19 protein-coding genes are annotated in these 20554 nt (G+C 68.7%); 12 read left to right on the plus strand and 7 right to left on the minus strand.

Going from position 1 to position 20554, the window contains the following annotated elements:
* Window positions 1-20 precede the first annotated feature (20 nt).
* The 9 genes from JI745_RS17235 to holA all read left to right on the plus strand — a co-directional run bounded on the left by JI745_RS17235 (window position 21) and on the right by holA (window position 10233).
* Window positions 21-1016, plus strand: a complete 996-nt coding sequence (locus tag JI745_RS17235) for a fumarylacetoacetate hydrolase family protein (RefSeq protein WP_201809695.1) — start codon at window positions 21-23, stop codon at window positions 1014-1016.
* On the plus strand, window positions 1013-1504 hold the full coding sequence (locus tag JI745_RS17240) for a TIGR02281 family clan AA aspartic protease (protein ID WP_201809697.1): 492 nt from the start codon (window positions 1013-1015) through the stop codon (window positions 1502-1504). Before JI745_RS17235 ends, JI745_RS17240 begins: the two co-directional genes overlap by 4 nt.
* The gene (locus JI745_RS17245) at window positions 1501-2463 is read left to right on the plus strand and encodes a TraB/GumN family protein (protein WP_201809700.1); all 963 of its coding nucleotides are present in this window, start codon (window positions 1501-1503) and stop codon (window positions 2461-2463) included. Before JI745_RS17240 ends, JI745_RS17245 begins: the two co-directional genes overlap by 4 nt.
* Window positions 2464-2555: 92 nt before the next feature.
* Window positions 2556-3200 carry a PhaM family polyhydroxyalkanoate granule multifunctional regulatory protein gene (locus JI745_RS17250; protein ID WP_201809703.1) on the plus strand — a complete coding sequence of 215 codons (645 nt, stop codon included), beginning with the start codon at window positions 2556-2558 and terminating at the stop codon, window positions 3198-3200.
* 2 nt (window positions 3201-3202) lie between these two features.
* The gene (locus JI745_RS17255) at window positions 3203-4429 is read left to right on the plus strand and encodes an FIST N-terminal domain-containing protein (protein ID WP_201809705.1); all 1227 of its coding nucleotides are present in this window, start codon (window positions 3203-3205) and stop codon (window positions 4427-4429) included.
* Window positions 4426-5928, plus strand: a complete 1503-nt coding sequence (locus JI745_RS17260) for an FAD-linked oxidase C-terminal domain-containing protein (RefSeq protein ID WP_201809707.1) — start codon at window positions 4426-4428, stop codon at window positions 5926-5928. The genes JI745_RS17255 and JI745_RS17260 overlap by 4 nt, the downstream gene beginning before the upstream one ends.
* Before the next feature lie 102 nt (window positions 5929-6030).
* Entirely contained in the window at window positions 6031-8646 is a 2616-nt protein-coding gene (gene leuS / locus JI745_RS17265) for a leucine--tRNA ligase (protein WP_201809721.1), read from the plus strand.
* Entirely contained in the window at window positions 8643-9137 is a 495-nt protein-coding gene (gene lptE, locus JI745_RS17270; protein WP_310738670.1) for an LPS assembly lipoprotein LptE, read from the plus strand. Before leuS ends, lptE begins: the two co-directional genes overlap by 4 nt.
* A gap of 13 nt (window positions 9138-9150) precedes the next feature.
* Window positions 9151-10233, plus strand: coding sequence for a DNA polymerase III subunit delta (gene holA, locus JI745_RS17275; RefSeq protein ID WP_201809724.1), 1083 nt, complete (start codon window positions 9151-9153; stop codon window positions 10231-10233).
* Here holA and JI745_RS17280 read toward each other — a convergent pair whose 3' ends face one another.
* From JI745_RS17280 to JI745_RS17300, 6 genes are read right to left on the minus strand one after another with little or no spacing between them, the layout of a single operon-like run.
* Window positions 10234-11169 carry a glyoxylate/hydroxypyruvate reductase A gene (locus JI745_RS17280; protein ID WP_201809727.1) on the minus strand — a complete coding sequence of 312 codons (936 nt, stop codon included), beginning with the start codon at window positions 11167-11169 and terminating at the stop codon, window positions 10234-10236. It lies immediately after the preceding gene.
* Entirely contained in the window at window positions 11166-11660 is a 495-nt protein-coding gene (locus JI745_RS26440; protein WP_310738671.1) for a CinA family protein, read from the minus strand. The genes JI745_RS17280 and JI745_RS26440 overlap by 4 nt, the downstream gene beginning before the upstream one ends.
* Entirely contained in the window at window positions 11657-12223 is a 567-nt protein-coding gene (locus tag JI745_RS26445; protein WP_236675028.1) for a phosphatidylglycerophosphatase A, read from the minus strand. Before JI745_RS26445 ends, JI745_RS26440 begins: the two co-directional genes overlap by 4 nt.
* The gene (gene thiL, locus JI745_RS17290) at window positions 12220-13194 is read right to left on the minus strand and encodes a thiamine-phosphate kinase (protein WP_201809733.1); all 975 of its coding nucleotides are present in this window, start codon (window positions 13192-13194) and stop codon (window positions 12220-12222) included. The genes JI745_RS26445 and thiL overlap by 4 nt, the downstream gene beginning before the upstream one ends.
* A gap of 29 nt (window positions 13195-13223) precedes the next feature.
* On the minus strand, window positions 13224-13919 hold the full coding sequence (locus JI745_RS17295; protein ID WP_236675029.1) for a response regulator transcription factor: 696 nt from the start codon (window positions 13917-13919) through the stop codon (window positions 13224-13226).
* A 13-nt stretch (window positions 13920-13932) separates the two neighbouring features.
* On the minus strand, window positions 13933-16026 hold the full coding sequence (locus tag JI745_RS17300) for a nitrogen regulation protein NR(II) (protein ID WP_201809736.1): 2094 nt from the start codon (window positions 16024-16026) through the stop codon (window positions 13933-13935).
* 147 nt (window positions 16027-16173) lie between these two features.
* Here JI745_RS17300 and JI745_RS17305 point away from each other — a divergent pair, with 147 nt between their 5' ends.
* The 3 genes from JI745_RS17305 (at window position 16174) to JI745_RS17315 (ending at window position 19562) form a co-directional block, all read left to right on the plus strand.
* Entirely contained in the window at window positions 16174-18468 is a 2295-nt protein-coding gene (locus JI745_RS17305; RefSeq protein WP_201809740.1) for an NADP-dependent malic enzyme, read from the plus strand.
* Between the two features lie 297 nt (window positions 18469-18765).
* On the plus strand, window positions 18766-19122 hold the full coding sequence (locus JI745_RS17310; protein WP_201812621.1) for a ribonuclease domain-containing protein: 357 nt from the start codon (window positions 18766-18768) through the stop codon (window positions 19120-19122).
* Window positions 19123-19166: 44 nt separating this feature from the next.
* Complete coding sequence (locus JI745_RS17315) at window positions 19167-19562, plus strand: barstar family protein (RefSeq protein WP_201809742.1); 396 nt, start codon at window positions 19167-19169, stop codon at window positions 19560-19562.
* 223 nt (window positions 19563-19785) lie between these two features.
* Here JI745_RS17315 and rsmA read toward each other — a convergent pair whose 3' ends face one another.
* Window positions 19786-20550 (minus strand): 16S rRNA (adenine(1518)-N(6)/adenine(1519)-N(6))-dimethyltransferase RsmA, encoded by a 765-nt coding sequence (rsmA, locus tag JI745_RS17320; protein ID WP_201809745.1) that lies wholly within the window; start codon window positions 20548-20550, stop codon window positions 19786-19788.
* Window positions 20551-20554: the final 4 nt, after the last annotated feature.

A 20554-nucleotide genomic window follows, 5' to 3' on the forward strand; every position in this document is an offset into this window, starting at 1 on the left:
CTAGCCAAACGACACAACCCATGAAACTTGCAAGCTACAAAGACGGTTCGCGCGACGGGCAATTGGTGGTGGTCTCGCGCGACCTTTCGATGGCGCACTACGCCAACGGCATCGCCAGCCGGCTGCAGCAGGTGCTCGACGACTGGGGCTTTCTCTCGCCGCAGCTGGAAGACCTGTACGTCTCGCTCAACCATGGCCGCGCGCGCCACGCCTTCCCCTTCGACCCGGCGATGTGCATGGCCCCGCTGCCGCGTGCCTATCAGTGGGCCGATGGCTCGGCCTTCATCAACCATGTGGAGCTGGTGCGCAAGGCGCGCAACGCCGAGATGCCCGAGAGCTTCTACACCGACCCGCTGATGTACCAGGGCGGCAGCGACGACTTCCTCGGCCCCACCGATGACATCGTGGTGCCGAGCGAAAAGATGGGCATCGACTTCGAAGCCGAGGTCGCGGTGATCACCGGCGACGTGCCCATGGGCGCCACGCCCGAGGAGGCGCTCGAAGGCATCCGCCTGCTGATGCTCGCCAACGACGTGAGCCTGCGCAACCTCATCCCCAACGAGCTGGCCAAGGGCTTCGGCTTCTTCCAGAGCAAGCCCGCCACGGCCTTCAGCCCCGTCGCGGTGACGCTCGACGAAGTGGGCGGTGCGTGGAAAGACGGCCGCCTGCACCTGCCGCTGCAGAGCACCTGGAACGGCAAGCGCGTTGGCCTGTGCGACGCCGGCCCCGAGATGACCTTCCACTTCGGCCAGCTGATCGCCCACATCTGCAAGACGCGCAACGTGCGCGCTGGCAGCATCGTCGGCAGCGGCACGGTGAGCAACAAGGACTGGTCGCGCGGCTACTCGTGCGTGGCTGAAAAGCGCGCCATCGAGACCATCGAGCATGGCGAGCCCAAGACCGAGTTCATGAAGTACGGCGACATCATCCGCATCGAGATGAAGGGCATCGACGGGCAGACCGTCTTCGGCGCCATCGACCAGGCGGTCCGAGCGCCCATCGGCCCGGGCGAATGAAGGAATTTCCCCACACGGCCAAGATCATCACCGTCTGGCTGCTGATCGGCGTGGTCGTGTTTCTCGGCTTTCGCTACTTCGAGCATGAGCGCGAGCGCACGAGCTTCCAGGTCACGAATGCCGGCGTGATCGAGATCCGCCGCGGTCCCGATGGCCACTACCACTGGCCCGGCACGATCAACGGCCGGGCGGTCGACTTCCTCATCGACACCGGCGCCACCCGCACCGCGATGTCGCAGGCGCTGGCGCGTGAACTCTCGCTCGAGCCGCAGCAGGCGGTGCGCAGCCAGACGGCCGGCGGCGTGGTGACGGGCGAGCTGGTGCGGGCCGACGTGCTGCTGCAGGGCGGCGTGCGGGTCGAGCGCCTGGCCATCGTGGCGCTGGCGGGGCTCGACGGGCGGCCGTTGCTGGGCATGGACGTGATGGGCCGCCTGCGCTGGCAGCAACGCGACGGGGTGCTGTCCATCCACACCGAGGCAACACCATGATGTCGACGCTTCGGCGCTGGCTGACGCTGGGTTGCGCCGCGCTGGCCCTGCAGGCGCACGCCAAGGCGCCGGACTGCCCGCCGCCGCCCTCGCCGAGTGCCGAGGCCGTGGCGCAAGCCCGCGGGCAGGCGCGCGACCGCGGTTTCCTCTGGCGCATCCGCAAGGACGGCCGCACCTCGTGGCTCTACGGCACCCTCCACGTCGGCCGTCTGGCCTGGGTGTTCCCGGGGCCGAAGGTGAGCGAGGCGCTGCAGGGCAGCCAAGTGGCGGCGTTCGAGCTCGATTTCTCCGACGAGGCCGTGGTGCAGCGCCTGCTCGACGGCCTCGCGACGGCGGCCCGCGACCCCGCCGCCCCGCGCCTGCCCGACGATCTGGCGGTGCGCCTGCGCCGGCAGATGGAGGCCGCCTGCGTGCCCGCCGACTGGCAGCAGAGCCTGCCGCCCGAGATGCTCGGCGTCACGCTGTCGATGATGGTGGGCCGCCACGACGGGCTCGAGACCAGCTACGCCATCGACCCGGCGCTGGCCCGCCTGGCGCGCAGCGCCGGCAAGGAGCTGGTGTCGCTGGAGACGCCCGAACTGCAGATCGACGTGCTGCGCAGCAAGTCGGCCGCCGAGTTGCGCGAGAACATGGACAAGATGCTGGGCGACCTTGAGCGGGACCGTGTGCGCCCGTTGCTGCGGCGCGTGGCCGACGCCTGGGCGCAAGGCCGTGCGGCCGAGCTGTCGGGCTACCGCAGCTGGTGCGAATGCGCCCGCACGCCGCAGGAGCGCGAGTCGCTCAAGGCGCTGCTCGACGACCGCAACGGCCCGATGGCGCAGCGCATCGACGCCCTGCACACCAGCGGCAAGACGGTGTTTGCCGCGGTCGGCAGCCTGCACATGTTTGGCCCGACGGGGTTGCCGGCCTTGATGGCGGCGCGCGGCTACGAGGTGGTGCCGGTCGAGCTGTACCGCTGAACGCGGATGCCTCGTCCGGAGGCTGTGCAGGCGGTGTGGCAAGTGCACAATGCCTTGGCACGCTCACGAGACACCAGCAAGGAGACAACAGCATGGCCGACACCGCCGCCAACTTCACCAAGCTCGTCCCCGGTTTCGACTTCCTGCAAGGCCTGGTCAAGAACGCCGGGTCTGCGCTGCCCAACATCGGCCAGTGGGTCGCGCCCACGCTCAACCCTGAAGAGCTGGAAAAGCGCATCGAGGAGCTCCGCACCGTGCAGTTCTGGCTCGAGCAGAACGCCCGCATGCTCGGCGCCACCATCCAGGCGCTCGAGGTGCAACGCATGACGCTCACCACGCTCAAGACCATGAACGTGCAGATGAACGACCTGCGCGATTCGCTCACCATCAAGCCGACGGCGGTGGCCGCGGCCCCCGCCGCTGCAGCCCCGGCGGCAAAAGCCGCGACCAAGACCAAGGGCGGCTCGCGCGGCAAGCCGGCCGCGGCGCCGGCGTCGCAGCCGCAGGCCGTCGACCCGATGCAATGGTGGGGCGCGCTCACCAAGCAGTTCACCGAACTGGCGACCACCGCGATGAAAGACAGCGCGACCGACGCCGCCAAGAATCTCGCCGGCGCGATGCTCAAGCAGTCGGTCGATGCGGCCGGCCAGACGATCAAGGCGGCCGCGTCGACGCCGGGCAAGGTGGTGCGCAAGGCCGCGAGCGCGGCGCGCAAGCGGGCCGCACCGAAAGCCTGACCATGAAACTCTTCGCCCACGCGCACGCGACGCACCCCGACTGGCGCATGGCCGTGGCCCTCGCCGCGGCGCAGATCGAGGCGCAGCGCCGCGATGCGGCGGGCCAGCACATCCGTCAACCGACGCTCGGCTGGGTGTATTTCAGCGACCACTACGCGCCCCAGGCGCAGGCCCTGCTGTCCGAGCTGCAGCAGCGCTGGCCCGGTGTGTCGTGGGTGGGCGGCGTGGGCGTGGGGGTGTCGGCCAACGGCGTCGAATACTTCGACGAGCCGGCCGTCACGCTGATGCTCACCGACCTGCCGCGTGACCAGTTCTGTCTCTTCTCGGGACGCAAGCCCCTGAGCCACGCGCCTGTCGGTTTCGTGCCGGCGATGGCGCAGGTGCACGCCGATGGTCGCACCGAGTCGCTGGAGGAGCTGCTCGGCGACCTGAGCGACGTCACCCGCACCGGCTACCTCTTCGGCGGCCTGGTGTCGGCGCGCAACCAGCCGCTGCACGTGGCCGATGCCGTGTTCGAAGGCGGGCTCTCCGGCGTGGCCTTCGCGCCCGAGGTGGCGGTGGTTTCGCGCGTCACCCAGGGTTGCCAGCCCGTCGGGCCGGTGCGCCGCGTCACCCGCGCCGAGCGCAACGTGGTGGCCGAACTCGACGGCGAACCGGCGCTCGACTGCCTGCTGCGCGACCTGGGCGTGAGCGACCGCGAGCCGCGAGAGGCGCTGCCGCGCATCCGTGAAACGCTCGCGGGCCTCAACGACGCGCGCGACGACGCACTGGCCCGCCCGGGCCAGTTCGGCGTCGACACCCGCGTGCGCCACATCGTCGGCATCGACCCCGGGCGGGGCGCCGTGGCGCTGGCCGACGACGTCGAGGCAGGCCAGCAGCTCGCCTGGTGCCGGCGCGACACCGAAGCCGCACGGCGCGACCTGGTGCGCATCTGCGCCGAGATCCGCGAAGAGCTGGAGCCGGAGACGCTCACGGTCGAGGCCGCGCTCGCGCTGCAGGGCGCGCAGGCCGACCACGCCCCGCACCCGGCGCGGCGCATGGCCGGCGCCATCTACGTGAGCTGCCTGGGCCGCGGCGGGCCGCACTTCGGGGCGCCCTCGGCGGAGCTTGCGATCATCCAGCGCGCGCTGGGTGACGTGCCGCTGGTCGGCTTCTTCGCGTCCGGCGAGATCGCACGCCGGCATCTCTTTGGCTACACCGGCGTGTTGACCGTCTTCCCCGCCACATGAACACCAACGTTTCCCCTTCGCAGTCCGCGCAGAACGAACGGGTGGCGCGACGCGCCCAGGTCGTGTCCGAGCTTGCCGCCGCGCTGCCGCCGCATGCGCTGCTGTGGCACACCGAAGACACCGTGCCCTACGAATGCGACGGCCTCACCGCCTACCGCGAACAGCCGCTGGCCGTGGCCCTGCCCGAGACGGAGGAGCAGGTCGCCGCCGTGCTGCGCACCTGCCACCGCCTGCAGGTGCCGGTGGTCGCCCGCGGGGCCGGCACCGGCCTGTCGGGGGGTGCGATGCCGCACCGCATGGGCGTGACGCTGAGCCTTGCCAAGTTCAACCGCATCCTGAAGGTCGACCCGCTGTCGCGCACGGCCGTCGTGCAGTGCGGCGTGCGCAACCTCGCGATCAGCGAGGCGGCCGCGCCGCATGGCCTGTACTACGCGCCTGACCCAAGCAGCCAGATCGCCTGCACCATCGGCGGCAACGTGGCCGAGAACTCCGGCGGCGTGCACTGCCTGAAGTACGGCCTCACGGTGCACAACGTGCTGCGGGTGCGCGGCTTCACGATGGAAGGCGAGCCGGTCGAGTTCGGTTCCGAGGCCTTCGACGTGCCAGGCCTGGACTTGATGGCGGTGATGGTCGGCAGCGAAGGCATGCTGGCCGTGGTGACCGAGGCGACGGTCAAGCTCGTGCCCAAGCCGCGCCTCGCGCGCTGCATCATGGCGAGCTTCGACGACATCCGCCGCGCCGGTGATGCGGTGGCGGCCATCATCGCGGCCGGCATCATCCCGGCCGGCCTCGAGATGATGGACAAGCCGATGATCGCCGCCGTCGAAGACTTCGTGCACGCCGGCTACGACGTCGACGCTGCCGCCATCCTGCTCTGCGAGAGCGACGGTACGCCCGAAGAGGTGGCCGAGGAGATCGGCCGCATGCAGGACGTGCTGATCGAAAGTGGCGCCACCCGCATGGAAGTGAGCCGCGACGAGACCCAGCGCCTGCGCTTCTGGAGCGGCCGGAAAAATGCCTTCCCCGCCAGCGGCCGCATCAGCCCCGACTACATGTGCATGGACTCGACCATCCCGCGCAAGCGCTTGGCCGACATCCTCATCGCCATCGCCGAGATGGAGAAGAAGTACCAGCTCCGCTGCGTCAACGTCTTCCACGCGGGCGACGGCAACCTGCACCCGCTCATCCTCTTCGATGCCAACGACCCCGACCAGCTGCGCCGCTGCGAGCTCTTCGGCGCCGATATCCTGGAGACCAGCGTGGCGATGGGCGGCACGGTGACCGGCGAGCACGGCGTGGGCGTCGAGAAGCTCGCGTCGATGTGCGTGCAGTTCTCCTCGGCCGAGCGGGCGCAGATGTTTGGCGTGAAGCACGCCTTCGACCCGGCGGGGCTCCTGAACCCTGGCAAGGTCATCCCCACGCTGCACCGTTGTGCCGAGTACGGAAAGATGCACGTCAAGAAAGGGCTCCTGCCCTTCGCCGACCTGCCGCGCTTTTAAGCACCTACCCGGCTCATGCCGGGGCCCCTTCCTATAATTCCGTCCCCCAAGGAGGCGGGCGTTCGTGCGTCTGTCCGAAGAGCGAGCCAACGAGCCGAGCCCATGAACCCCGACTTCAAGCCCACCGAGATCGAGCGTGCCGCCCAGGCCGCCTGGAAAGCCGCCGATGCCTACCGCGTGACCGAAGACGCGAGCAAGCAGAAGTTCTACGCCTGCTCGATGCTGCCCTACCCGAGCGGCAAGCTGCACATGGGCCATGTGCGCAACTACACCATCAACGACATGCTCACGCGCCAGTTGCGCATGAAGGGCATGAACGTGCTGATGCCCATGGGCTGGGACGCCTTCGGCCTGCCGGCCGAAAACGCCGCCATCAAGAACAAGGTGCCGCCGGCCAAGTGGACCTACGACAACATCGCCTACATGAAGGGCCAGATGCAGGCGATGGGCCTGGCCATCGACTGGAGCCGCGAGGTCGCGACCTGCTCGCCCGACTACTACCGCTGGAACCAGTGGCTGTTCCTCAAGATGCTGAAGGCCGGCATCGCCGAGCGCCGCACGCAGGTGGTGAACTGGGACCCGGTCGACCAGACCGTGCTCGCCAACGAGCAGGTGATCGATGGCAAGGGCTGGCGCTCCGGCGCGCCGGTCGAGAAGCGCGAGATCCCCGGCTACTACCTCAACATCACCAAGTACGCCGAGGAGTTGCTGGAGCATGTGACGCACAAGCTCCCGGGCTGGCCCGAGCGCGTGAAGCTGATGCAGGAGAACTGGATCGGCAAGAGCGAAGGTGTGCGCTTCGCCTTCACGCACAGCATTGCCGGCCCTGACGGCAAGCTGATCCAGGACGGCAAGCTCTACGTCTTCACCACGCGTGCCGACACCATCATGGGCGTGACCTTCGCTGCCGTGGCGCCCGAGCACCCGCTGGCCGCGCACGCGGCCCGTGCCAACCCGGCGGTCGCCGCCTTCATCGAAGAGTGCAAGACCGGCGGCACGACCGAAGCCGAGCTCGCGACGCAAGAGAAGAAGGGCGTGCCCACCGGCTTGCATGTCTCGCACCCGATCACTGGCGAAGCGGTGCCGGTGTGGGTCGGCAACTACGTGCTGATGAGCTACGGCGACGGCGCGGTGATGGGCGTGCCGGCGCACGACGAGCGCGACTTCGCCTTCGCCAAGAAGTACGGCATCGATATCCTCGAAGTCGTGCACGTGGACGGCGAGCACTACAGCTACGACCACTGGCAGGACTGGTACGCCGACAAGCAGCGCGGCGTGACCATCAACTCCGACAACTTCAGCGGCCTCAAGTACCAGGATGCGGTCAATGCCGTGGCCAAGGCGCTGGCCGCCAAGGGCCTGGGCGAGAAGAAGACCACCTGGCGCCTGCGCGACTGGGGCATCAGCCGCCAGCGCTACTGGGGCACCCCCATCCCCATCATCCACTGCGACGAGCACGGCCCGGTGCCGGTGCCCGAGCGCGACCTGCCGGTCGTGCTGCCCGAAGACGTGGTGCCCGACGGCAGCGGCAACCCGCTGAACAAGAACGAAGCCTTCCTGGCCTGCAAGTGCCCGGTCTGCGGCAAGCCTGCACGCCGCGAGACCGACACGATGGACACCTTCGTCGACAGCTCGTGGTACTTCATGCGCTACTGCGACGCGAAGAACGACAAGGCGATGGTCGGCGCCGGCACGCAGTACTGGATGCCGATGGACCAGTACATCGGCGGCATCGAGCACGCGATCCTGCACCTGCTGTACGCCCGCTTCTGGACCAAGGTCATGCGCGACCTGGGCCTGGTGAAGGTCGACGAGCCCTTCACCAAGCTGCTGACCCAAGGCATGGTGCTCAACGAAGCCTTCTCGCGCACCGACGGCGGCAAAGAGTACTTCTGGGCCCACGAGCTCGACATCGTGCGCGACGAACACGCGCACGTGCTCTCGGCCACGCTCAAGGCCGACGGCAAGCCGGTGACCTACGAGGGCTGGACGACCATGTCCAAGTCCAAGAACAACGGCGTCGACCCGCAGGACCTGATCGAGCGCTACGGCGCCGACACCGCGCGCCTCTTCGTGATGTTCGCCTCGCCGCCGGAGCAGACGCTGGAGTGGAACGACGCCGGCGTCGACGGCGCGCACCGCTTCCTGCGCCGTGTGTGGAACTACGCCGCGAAGAACGCCGAGGCCCTGCGCGCCACCGGCGACACGACCGGCGGCGACGGTGCCGAGGCGAAGGCGCTGCGCCGCGAGGTGCACACGGTGCTCAAGCAGATCACCTACGACTACGAGCGCATGCAGTACAACACCGTGGTCTCCGGTGCGATGAAGCTGCTCAACGCGCTCGAAGGCTTCAAGGTCGGTGCACCCGCGGTGATCCGAGAGGCCTTCGGCATCCTGCTGCGTGCGCTGTACCCGGCCTGCCCGCACATCACCTGGCAGCTGTGGCAGGACCTCGGCTACGCCACCGTGCACGGCGACCTGCTCGATGCACCCTGGCCGCAGGTCGACGAAGGTGCCTTGGTGCAGGACGAGATCGAGCTGATGCTGCAGGTCAACGGCAAGCTGCGTGGCGCCATCAAGGTGCCGGCGACGGCCGACAAGGCGGCGATCGAAGCGGCGGCGCTGGCGAGCCCGGACTTCATCAAGTTCGCAGAAGGCAAGGCGCCGAAGAAGATCATCATCGTGCCGGGCCGCCTGGTGAACGTGGTGGTGGGGTGATCAATCCCCGACGTTCGTTCGTCCTCGGGCTGGCGGCCCTGTCCGCCGGCTGCGGCTTCCAGCTGCGCCGCGCACCCGAGCTGCGCTTCAAGACCATCTACCTCTCCGGTTTCAAGCCGCACTCGCCGCTGGCCGAAGAGCTGCGCCGCCAGATCGCGTCGACCACCACCACCCGCGTGGTCGAGGTGCCGGCGCAGGCCGAGGTCGTCTTCGACGGCCAGACCGACAAGCGCGGCAAGGGCGTGGTGGTCACGACGGCGGCAGGCGAGGTGCGCGAGATCCAGCTGCGCCTGCATCTGCAGTTCCGCCTGCACACGCTCGCCGGCAAGGAGCTGATCCCGTCGACCGCGATCGCGCTGACGCGCGACATGACCTACAACGAGCGCGATGCCTTGGGCAAGGAGCAGGAAGAAGAGATGCTCTACCGCGCGATGCAGAGCGACATCGCGAACCAGGTGTTGCGCCGGTTGGCAGCCGTGCGTTCGTTGTAGAGAATCACGATTCATGCAGGTACGCGCCGACCAGCTCGCCCCCCATCTCGCCAAAGGGCTGCGCCCGCTCTACGTCGTCTACGGCGACGAGCCGCTGCTGGCACAGGAGGCGACCGACGCCATCCGCGCCGCGGCGCGCGCCGCCGGCCACACCGAGCGCCAGGTGCACACCGTCGCCGGCGCGCATTTCGACTGGAGCGGCCTGCTGGGCGCCTCGCAGGCGATGAGCCTGTTTGCCGACAAGCAGCTGATCGAGATCCGCATTCCGTCCGGCAAGCCCGGCAAGGACGGCTCCGAGGCCCTGCAGCGCTACTGCGAGACGCTGAGCGACGACGTGGTCACCATCGTCACCTTGCCCAAGCTCGACCGCACGCAGCAGAGCAGCGCCTGGTTCACCGCGCTCGACGGCGCGGGCGTGACGGTGCCGGTGTTCGCGATCGAGCGCAAGGCCTTGCCGGCGTGGATCGCGCAGCGCCTGGCCGCGCAGGGCCAGCGGGTGCAGGGCGGTGAGGCGGGGCAGCAGGCGCTGGCCTTTTTCTCCGACCGCGTGGAAGGCAACCTGCTCGCGGCCCACCAGGAAATTCAGAAGCTTGCGCTGCTCTACCCCGCGGGTGAACTGAGTTTCGAGCAGATCGAAGCGGCGGTGCTCAACGTGGCGCGCTACGACGTCTTCAAGCTCGGCGAGGCGGTGCTCGCCGGCCAGGCCACGCGTGCGCTGCGCATGCTCGACGGCCTGCAGGCCGAAGGCGAGGCCGCGGTGCTCGTGCACTGGACGCTCGCCAACGACATCCTCTCGCTCAAGCGTGTGCGTGATGCGATGAACCATGGCAAGCCCTTGCCGATGGCGCTGCGCGAGGCGCGGGTGTGGGGCGCAAAGGAGCGCCTCTTCGAGCGCGCCGTGCCGCTGCTCACCGACAACGCGCTCGCCCAGCTGGTCGAAGCCGCGCAGATCTGCGACGGTCTTGCCAAGGGCCTCAAGCACCCCGACTGGCCGCTCGACGCCTGGGAAGGCTTGAAGCGGCTGGTGCTGATGCTCGTGCAGTGGACGGCGGGCGGGGGCCCGCGCAAGAGCGTTCGGCTGGCGCTCACCGCCTGATCAATAGCCTTTCGTCCGGTCGACCAGGTGTGACAACGGTCGCCCTTCGCGGAAGGCGTTGAGGTTGGCGACCGCGATGCCGGTCGCACTGCTGAGGTCGGTCAGCGCCGCCGCATGCGGCAGCAGCGTCACCTGCGGGTGCACCCAGAAGCGGTGGTTCGGCGGCAGCGGCTCGGTGTGGAAGACATCGAGCACCGCGCGCCCGATGCGGCCGTTGTCGAGTGCGGCCAGCAGCGCCGCTTCCACCACGTGCTGGCCGCGCGCCAGGTTCACGAAGCCGGCGCCGCGCTTCATCTGCGAGAAACGGCGCTCGTCGAAGAGCGAATGCGTGCGCACGGTGAGCGGCAAGAGGTTGATCACCACGTCAGCCACGCGCAGCAGGTCGGCCAGGGCGTGGTCGCCATGGCAGGTGTCCACGCCGACCATGATGCGCTGGCGGCGGCTCCAGCCGCTCACGAAGTAGCCATTGCCGGCCAGTCGCAACGCAACCGCGCGGCCCATCTCGCCGAGGCCGAGCACGGCCACGTGCACCTGATCGGCACGGCGCTGCGGCAGCTGTTGCCACACACCGGCGCGCTGCTGCTCGGCGTAGCGGAAGTAGTCGCGGTGCAGGCTCAAGGTGGCCCACAGCGCCGTCTCGGCCATCGCGGCGCTCATCGCCGGGTCGACCATGCGCGCGAGGGGCACGTCGCTCGGCAGGCTGTCGTCGCGCAGCAGCTTGTCGACGCCGGCCCACATCGACTGGATGAAGCCCAGGCGCGGCAGGTCCTTGAGTGCACCGGCGGGCGGGTTGGCGACGATGGCCATGGTGATGTCGCCATCGGTGGCCGGGTGGCGCTCGGTGAGCACCGGCACGCCGGGCAAGGCTGCTCGCAACTGCTCGGCCCAGGCGGCGAGGGCGTCGGGCGCGAAGTCGGTGGCGAGCAGCAGGCTCATCGCGCGCGGGCGAGCAGGGCCGCCAGCGCGGCGTCGACGGTCTGCTCGCGGACGTCGCTGCGCGAGCCGTCGAGTTGCAGCAGCACGGGCTGTGTCGTGGCGCCATGCTGCGCCACGGCCAGCCACACCGTGCCGACGGGCTTGCCGGGCGTCGCACCGCCCGGGCCGGCGATGCCGGTGACGGCCACGGCGAGCTCGACACGCGCCGCGCGCAACGCACCCTCGGCCATCGCCTGCGCCACCTCGGCGCTCACGGCGCCATGCTGCGCGATGAGCGCAGGCGGCACGCCGATCAGCTCGGTCTTGGCCTCGTTGGAGTAGGTGACGAAGCCACGCTCGAACCAGTCGCTGGAGCCGGCGATCGCGGTGCAGGCGGCGGCGATCAGCCCACCGGTGCACGACTCGGCCGTCGCGAGGTGCCAGCCCTTCGCGCGCAGCGCCTGCGCGAGCGTGGCGACGGCGTCATCCCAGCGGGAGAGGGCGTGGCTCACACCCACCTCCACAGCGCGATCACGAGCAGCGTGCACAGCGCCGCCACGAGGTCGTCGAACAGGATGCCGAAGCCCTGGCCCCAGCCGATGGGCGCGCCGCGCTTGCCCTTGAAGAGGCCGTCGGCCCAGGCCACCGGGCCGGGCTTGACCGCATCGAAGAAGCGGAAGAGGGCGAAGGCGATGAACTGCGCCCACCAGCCGGCGGGGGTCACCAGCCACAGCACGGCCCAGAAGGCGATGACCTCGTCCCACACGATGGCACTCGGGTCGGCCGTGTGGAGGTGGCGCGCGGTCACCGTGCTCGCCCACCAGCCGACGAGCGTGCCGAAGGCGAGCAGCAGCGCCCAGTGCAGGTCGCTCAGGTGCGGCTGCATGACCAGGAAGGCGAGCCATGCCCACAGCGTGCCCACGGTGCCGGGGGCGATGGGCGAGAGGCCGCTGCCGAAGCCGAGGGCGATCACGTGCGCCGGGTGGCGCAGCAGGAAGCGCGCGGTGGGCTTGACGGGTGCCGGGCGCAGCGGCGGGTTCAGCGGCGCGGGCGTGGCGGGGTCGGCCGTGCTCATGACTTGAAGTGGTCGAAGGAGCCGAAATGGTGGGGCACCGCCTGACCGCGGGCATCGGCGAGCGTGAGCCGGCCGCTGTCGTCGATGCGGCCGATGCGGGTCACCCTCGTCGCGGCCCGCTTCGCGGCCGCGTGCACGGCGTCGGCCTTTGACGCAGGGGCGGTGAACACGAGCTCGTAGTCGTCGCCGCCGGCGAGCGTGCACTCGCGCTGCAGTGCGAGCGGTTGGGCGGCCAGCACGTCGCTGCGCGGCAGGAGGTCGACCTCGACACACGCGCCGACCTGCGAGCGCTGGAGGATGTGGCCGAGGTCCCCGAGCAGGCCGTCGGACACATCGATCGCGCTGCTCGCGATGCCGCGCAACGCAAGCCCGAGGGCCACGCGCGGCTGCGGCTGCTCCATCGCCACACGCACCTGCTCGAAGTGATCGCCACCGAGGGCCACCGTGCCGCGAAAGGCTTCGAGCGCGAGGCGCGCGTCGCCCACCTGGCCGCTCACGTAGAGGTCGTCGCCGGCGCGTGCGCCGCTGCGCAGCAGGGCCTGGCCGGGCGGCACTTCGCCGAAGACGGTGATGCAGAGGGTGAGCGCACCTTGTGTCGTGTCACCGCCCGCGAGCTCGCAGCCATGCGCATCGGCCAGGGTCAGCAGGCCGCGCGAGAAGCCTTCGAGGAACCGGTCGTCGACGCGCGGCATCGACAAGGCCAGCGTGAACGCCAGCGGCCTGGCACCACACGCCGCAAGGTCGCTGAGGTTCACCGCCAGGGCCTTGTGGCCGAGACGCTCAGGCGCGACGGTCGACAGGAAATGCCGGCCTTCGACCAGCATGTCGCTGCTCACCGCCAGCTGCATGCCGGGCGCGGGCTGGAGCAGTGCACAGTCGTCGCCCACGCCGAGCGCCACCCGCTGCACCGGCCGCGTGAAGTACTTGCCGATGAGGTCGAACTCGCCGAGGGGCGTGGAGGTCGTGGGCACTGCTGCGGTGGCTCGTGAGAGGGCCGCGATTATCGGCCGCCGTCTGACGGCAGTGCGCGCAGCAGGTTGGCCAGCTCGACCGCCGATTTGACGTCCATCTTCTCGAACACGCGGGCGCGGTGCACTTCCACCGTGCGCACGCTGATGTTGAGCTGGTCGGCGATCAGCTTGTTGGCCAGGCCGTCGATCACGAGGTGCATCACGTCGCGCTCGCGGTCGGTGAGTTCACCCAGGCGCTTGCGCACGCTGGTTTCGTCGCGCCGCCTCAGCAGGGCTTCGGTGCTGGCCTGCAGCGCCTGCTCGACACGGTCGACCAGGGCGTTGTCGGAGAAGGGCTTCTCGACGAAGTCGAAGGCACCGCGCTTGACGGCGGCCACCGCGGTCGGCACGTCGCCGTGGCCGGTGAGGAAGATCACCGGCATCAGCGAGAGCAGCCCCCGCTCGATCAGCCGCTCGAAGAGCACCAGGCCGCTGGTGCCGGGCATGCGCACGTCGAGCAGCAGGCAGCTGGGCGCGACTGGCCAGTGGGCGGTGCCACCCGCCCCCGCGCCCGGTGGGCCGATGCGCGAGTGCAGCATCGCCTCGAAGGCTTCGGCGCTGGCGAAGCCTTCCGACAGCAGGCGCCGTGTGCGCAGGAGCCAGGCGAGGGCATCGCGCACGACGTCTTCGTCGTCCACCAGGTAGACCATCGGCAGGCCGAGCTGCGGGGTGGGGTTCACGTCCATCGGAGGTTCGCTTTCAGGAGGCAGACTCCGCCGTGCTGGCTTTCTTGGCCACTTGGCCCATGGGCGCAGCAGGCAGGGTGAACCGGAATTCTGCGCCTCCTGCACGGTTGGGGCTGGCGGCCGGCGCTGGCAGGTTCTGGAAGTCGAGCACGCCGCCGTGCTGCTCGATCACCGTGCGGCACAGGCTCAAGCCCAGGCCCATGCCTTCGGCGCGGGTGGTGAAAAAGGGCGTGAAGAGGCGCTGCGCCACATCGGGTGCGACGCCGCGGCCATGGTCGATGACGCTGAAGGTGACCCAGCGGTCATGCGTCTGCCGCACGCGGATCAGGAGCTCGCGCTTGGGCAGCGGCGTGGTCGTCTCCATCGCCTGGATGCCGTTGCGGCTCAGGTTGAGCAGCACCTGCTCGAGCATGGTCCGGTCGCACTCCACGTGCGGCAGCGGCGTGGGCAGGTCGAGCTCGATGCGCGCGCCGCTCTTGCGGGCCTGCAGGCGAACCAGCGGCAGCACCGACTCGATCAGGTCGTCGACGCGGACCACCTCCCGCGCCTGCTCGCGGCGGCGCACGAAGTCGTGCACGCTCTTGATCACGCGGCCGGCCCGCTCGGCCTGCTCGGCGATGCGCTGCGCGGCCTGGCGCAGCAGCGACTGCGTTTCGGCTCGCGCTTCGGCGCTGTCGGCCTGAGCTGTGTCGTTCATCAGGTTGAGCGAGCCGGTGGCATAGCTCGCGATGGCGGCCAGCGGCTGGTTGAGTTCGTGGCTCAGCAGCGAGGCCATCTCGCCGACGGTGGCCAGCCGCGCGGTGGCCTGCAGGCGCTCCTGCTGCTGGCGAGAGATCTCTTCCACGCGGCGCTGGCCGCTCACGTCGAGCGCGGTGCTCATCCAGCCGGTGTGGTGGCCCTGGCCATCGACCAGTGGGGCCTCGAAGATCATCACCGCGAAGCGCTCGCCGTTCTTGCGCATGAAGACCGTCTCGTAGCCTTCGGCCGGCGGCGGTGTGGCGCCCGTCAGGCGCACCTGCTGCCGCGCGGTGTACTCCTGCACATGCTCGGGCGGCCAGTAGGGCGGCAGTGCCTGGCCCACCAGTTCCTGCGCACTGAAGCCGACCATGTTGCAGAAGGCCGGGTTGACGTAGGTGATGCGGCCCTGCAGGTCGCGCGCGCGCAGGCCGGTGATGAGCGAGTCTTCCATCGCCTTGCGCACGGCGAGTGCCTCGGCCAGGGCCGCCTCGGCTTCGGCGCGGCGGCGCACGTCGCGCGCGAGCAGCACCACCACGGCGCCGAGGGCGAGCGTGAGGCTCAGCACGAGGGCGATGGTGAGGTTGGGGATGAGGCGGGCGCGGCCCTTGCCGCTGTCGACCCGCAGCTGCAGCGTGAGGCCGGGCAGGTCGAGCACACGGTCGCTGCGGAAGACGCCGGTGCCGCGCGGCAGGCCGGCACGTGCAAGCCGGGTGCCGTCGCCTTCGACGAACGAGAGCTCGTGGTTGCGCGTCACGTCGGCCGCCACCACGTCGTGGAGCAGCTGCGTGAGCGAGAAGGTGCCGACGAGGTAGCCGGTGATTTCGCCGGCGGCCTGAGCGGGCAGGCACACGTCGACCACCTCCAGCCCCATGCCGCCGGGCAGCGGCACGAAGTAGCTGCGCGAATACGACGGGCCGGCCTGGCGCTGTGCGTTGGCGCAGGCGAGCTGCGCCTCGAAGTCCATGCGGTCGCGCGGGATCTGCGTGAAGATAGCCGTCTGGTAAGGCGAGTTGACGGCCGATTCCACGCGAAAGGAGGTGTCGCGGCGCTCCACGCGCAGCAGCTCGCGGCGTGCACGCAACAGCTCGCCGGCATCGGCCCGCCACTGGAGGATGGGCGGGTTGTTCCAGGTCAGGGCCTGCAGGTCCTGCAGGTCGCCGCTGAGGGCGTGGCGCAGGTCACCGATGGCGCTGGCGGCGGCTGCGTCGACCTGCTCCTGCGCACGGTTGTTCTCGTAGTCGAGTGTCAGCCACACCAGCAGCGACTGCGCGACCAGCAGCAGCCCCACCAGCGCGCCCCACAGCAGCGCCCGGCGCCAGCGCCGTGGGCGGGCCGGCACGGAGGGAGGGCTGAGAGTGGAGTTGTACATGGCGGTCGCGAGGGTGCCGCCAGTATTGCGGACGCGCGTGCAGCGACGATACGCAATTACGCGCACGACGCTGGGCAGCCCGCTCCTACAATCGCTGCCCACCGTTCGCGCCCCCCGGCGCACGTGACTCCAACACGAGAGATGGCCATGAGCTCTTCAGAAGAAAAGCGTGCCGAGCTGCGCCGCGCTGCACTCGAGTACCACGAGTTCCCCACCCCCGGCAAAGTGGCCATCGCCGCGACCAAGCAGCTGGTCAACCAGCGCGACCTGGCGCTGGCCTATTCGCCTGGTGTGGCGGCGGCCTGCGAAGAGATCGTGGCCGATCCGGCCAACGCCTTCCGCTACACCTCGCGCGGCAACCTCGTCGCCGTGATCACCAACGGCACTGCGGTGCTGGGCTTGGGCGACATCGGCCCGCTGGCCGCCAAGCCGGTGATGGAAGGCAAGGGCGTGCTCTTCAAGAAGTTCGCCGGCATCGACGTGTTCGACATCGAAGTCAACGAGAAGAACCTCGACAAGCTGATCGACATCATCGCGTCGCTCGAGCCCACCTTCGGCGGCATCAACCTCGAGGACATCAAGGCCCCCGATTGCTTCTATGTGGAGCGCGCGCTGCGCAGCCGCATGAACATCCCGGTGTTCCACGACGACCAGCACGGCACGGCGATCGTGGTCGGCGCCGCGGTGCTGAACGCGATGCGGGTGACGGGCAAGAAGCTGTCGGAGATCAAGCTCGTGTCGTCGGGCGCGGGCGCTGCGGCGCTGGCCTGCCTGAGCCTGCTCGTGAAGCTCGGCCTGCCGCGCGAGAACATCTGGGTCACCGACCTCGCGGGCGTGGTCTACGAGGGCCGCACCGAGCTGATGGACGAGGACAAGATCGTCTTTGCGCAGAAGACGACGCTGCGCACCCTGGCCGAAGTGATGGAAGGTGCCGACGTCTTCCTCGGCCTGTCTGCCGGTGGCGTGCTCAAGAAGGACATGGTCGCCAGGATGGCGAAGCAGCCGGTGATCCTGGCGCTCGCCAACCCGACGCCGGAGATCCTGCCTGAAGAGGTGAAGGAAGTGCGCAGCGACGCGATCATCGCAACCGGCCGCACCGACTACCCGAACCAGGTCAACAACGTCCTGTGTTTCCCGTACATCTTCCGCGGTGCACTCGACTGTGGTGCGACGACGATCACGGTCGAGATGGAGATCGCAGCGGTGCATGCGATCGCCGAGCTGGCGCAGGCCGAGCAGAGCGACATCGTGGCGGCGGCGTACGCCGGCGTCACGCTCAGCTTCGGGCCTGACTACCTGATCCCCAAGCCTTTCGATCCGCGGCTGATGATGAAGATCGCGCCGGCGGTGGCGAAGGCGGCGGCGGAGTCGGGCGTGGCCACGCGGCCGATCAAGGACCTCGAGGCCTACCGCGACAAGCTGCAAAGCTTCGTCTACGCCTCGGGCACGACGATGAAGCCGATCTTCACCATCGCCAAGGCCTCGAAGCACAAGCGCGTGGCCTACGCCGAAGGCGAAGAAGAGCGCATCCTGCGCGCGGTGCAGGTGGTGGTCGACGAAAACCTCGCGCGCCCCACGCTGATCGGCCGGCCGGCCATCATCGCGCAGCGTTGCGAGAAGTTCGGCCTGCGCCTTCAGGCGGGGCGCGACTACGACGTGGTGAACGTCGAGCAGGACGACCGCTACCGCGACTACTGGCAGACCTACTACCGCATGAACGCCCGCAAGGGCGTCACGCAGCAGTACGCCAAGATCGAGATGCGCCGCCGCCTCACGCTGATCGGCGCGATGCTGCTGCACAAGGGCGAAGTCGACGGCCTGCTCTGCGGCACCTGGGCCACGACCGCGCTGCACCTGCACTACGTGAATCAGGTGATCGGCCTGCGCAAGGGCGCCAACACCTACGCCTGCATGAACGGACTCATCCTGCCCAACCGGCAGGTGATGCTGGTCGACACGCACGTCAACTACGACCCGACCGCCGAGCAACTGGCCGAGATCACGATCATGGCGGCCGAGGAGATGAAGCGCTTCGGCCTGCTGCCCAAGGCGGCACTGCTGTCGCACAGCAACTTCGGCTCCAGCAACCAACCGTCGGCCATCAAGATGCGCGAGGCGCTGGTCATGATCCGCGAGCAGGCCCCCTGGCTGGAAGTGGACGGCGAGATGCACGGCGACGCCGCGCTCGATGCCGCCTATCGCCAGCAGTTGATGCCCGATTCCACCCTCACGGGCGAGGCCAACCTGCTGGTGCTGCCCAACATCGACGCCGCCAACATCGCCTACAACCTGCTGAAGACGGCGGCCGGCGGTGGCATCGCGATCGGCCCGGTGCTGCTGGGGGCGGCCAAGCCGGTGCACATCCTCACCCCGTCTGCCACCGTGCGGCGCATCGTCAACATGACCGCGCTCACGGTTGCCGACGCTAACGGCGTGCGCTGAATCCGCTGCAAGGCCGCGCCGGGTGGGCGGTCAATGTGACAGTTGGTCATCTCCGGGAAAACGGCAGCTGGGAGTCGGCTGGTCGTCACCGTTTCAGCGCACAGCCTTGCGTGAATAAAAAGTTTGCGCTTGCAAACATAGCCTGCTCCATGCCTCAATTTGAGGCATCGGCTTGAGCTTTTTTCCCTGATTCGGTACCATCTCGGTTTCATATTTCAGGGATAACCCGTGGTTCTCTTCGGTCGGCAGCTTGGGTGGCCGTCCCTCGGAAAGTCGGCGCTTGCCAACTTTCTGGCGATGGTGGTTCTGGCAAGTGCCGCAGTTTTGGGCAATGGCGCCGCGGCCAAGCCGCCCGCAGCGCTGATCCAGACGGTTCCACTGGCGAGCCTTCCGAGTGAAGCCCAGGAGACCGAGCGCCTCATCCGCGCCGGCGGGCCCTTCCCATATGAAAAAGACGGCAGTCGCTTCGGCAATCGCGAGCGGCTGCTGCCGGTCCAGGCTCGCGGCTACTACCGCGAATACACCGTCAAGACACCCGGCGCTCGCAACCGTGGCGCGCGCCGCATCGTGTGTGGTGGCCATCAGCCCACCGTGCCCGATGCCTGCTTTTACACGGACGACCACTACGCGAGCTTTCGCCGCATCGTGAAGTGATCGTCGCAAGGTTTTGTTTTTGAACCCTAAGGAGGAACGTGACCATGCTGTTGCAGACAGTCCGTCCAAACATTGTCCAGTCGATACGCGCCTATCGCGTAGATGAACTGCACGACGCCGCGCAGGGCGCGGGTCAGCACTTCCTCTACGCCAACCTGACTTCGGCACAGACCAAGCAGGACGTCATGGAAGCCATTGCCGAGTCGTTCCTTTTCCCGGCGCACTTCGGCAAGAACCTCGATGCCTTGTACGACTGCATGACGGACCTCGTTCACAAGTCGGGCGCGCAGCCAGGCTTCGTGGTGGTGCTCGAGCAGCTGCCCGACAACCCGCGCTTCGACCGTGAGGCGCGCGAGCAATTGCTCGATGTCTTCCGTGACGCGGCCGACTTCTGGGCCGAGCGAAAGATACCGTTCAGGTGCTTCTATTCTTTTCAGTAGCCCGCTCCCAAGAACAAGGGTCATGGGAGCGGGCGAATGAAACGGCCCCGAGCGCTACTGCAGAAAAGCCCACCAAGGTGGCAGCCAAGAACGCCGCGAATGCGAGCTTCGGCATGAACATGCCGATGATGAGCAGCGCCTTCGACACCTCGATGTGGCTGACGGCCGCTTGAGTTGAGCGCAGCAGTGTCTTCCCCGAAAGGGCGGCCTCGGCCGCCCTTTTTCATTTCAGGCTCAGCGAACGGGCGAGGGCGAGGTATTCGGCAACCGGCACTTCTTCCGCGCGGCGCTGGGTGTCGAAGTCGCCGGTGAAGCCTTGTTCGTCCAGCCAGCGGCCGAGGGTGTGCCGCAGGAGCTTGCGCCGCTGGGAAAAGGCCACGGTCACGAGCTTGCCGAGCAGCGCGGCGTCGAGGCCCTCGGGGCTGGGCAGCGGCACCATGCGCACCACGGCCGAATCGACCCGCGGCGGCGGGTCGAAGGCTTCGGGCGGCACGTCCAGCACCGACTCAATGGCGTAGCGCCACTGCAGCATCACCGACAGCCGGCCGAAGTCCTTGTGACCGGGTGCTGCTGCCATGCGATCGACCACCTCCTTCTGCAGCATGAAATGCTGGTCGACCACCTCATCCACCGAGTCGAGCAGGTGAAAGAGGATGGGCGTGGAGATGTTGTACGGCAGGTTGCCAACCACGCGCAGCTTCTGGCCAGCCTGTGCGGCCAGCGCGGCGAAGTCGACCTTCAGCACGTCGGACTCGACCACGGTGAGCTCAGCGCGCTTGCGCAGCCGGGCCGCGAGATCCCGGTCCAGCTCGACGACGGTCAGGTGCTTGCTGCGCGCGACCAGCGGATCGGTCATCGCGCCGAGACCCGGGCCGATCTCGACCAGCGCGTCCCCCGGTCGCGGGTCGATGGCATCGACGATGCCGTCGATCACCGATTCATCGGCCAGGAAGTGCTGGCCGAATCGCTTGCGAGGGATGTGCTTCAAACGC

It is taken from the genome of Piscinibacter sp. HJYY11, from assembly GCF_016735515.1.
In the GTDB taxonomy this organism is placed as follows: Bacteria; Pseudomonadota; Gammaproteobacteria; order Burkholderiales; family Burkholderiaceae_C; genus Rhizobacter.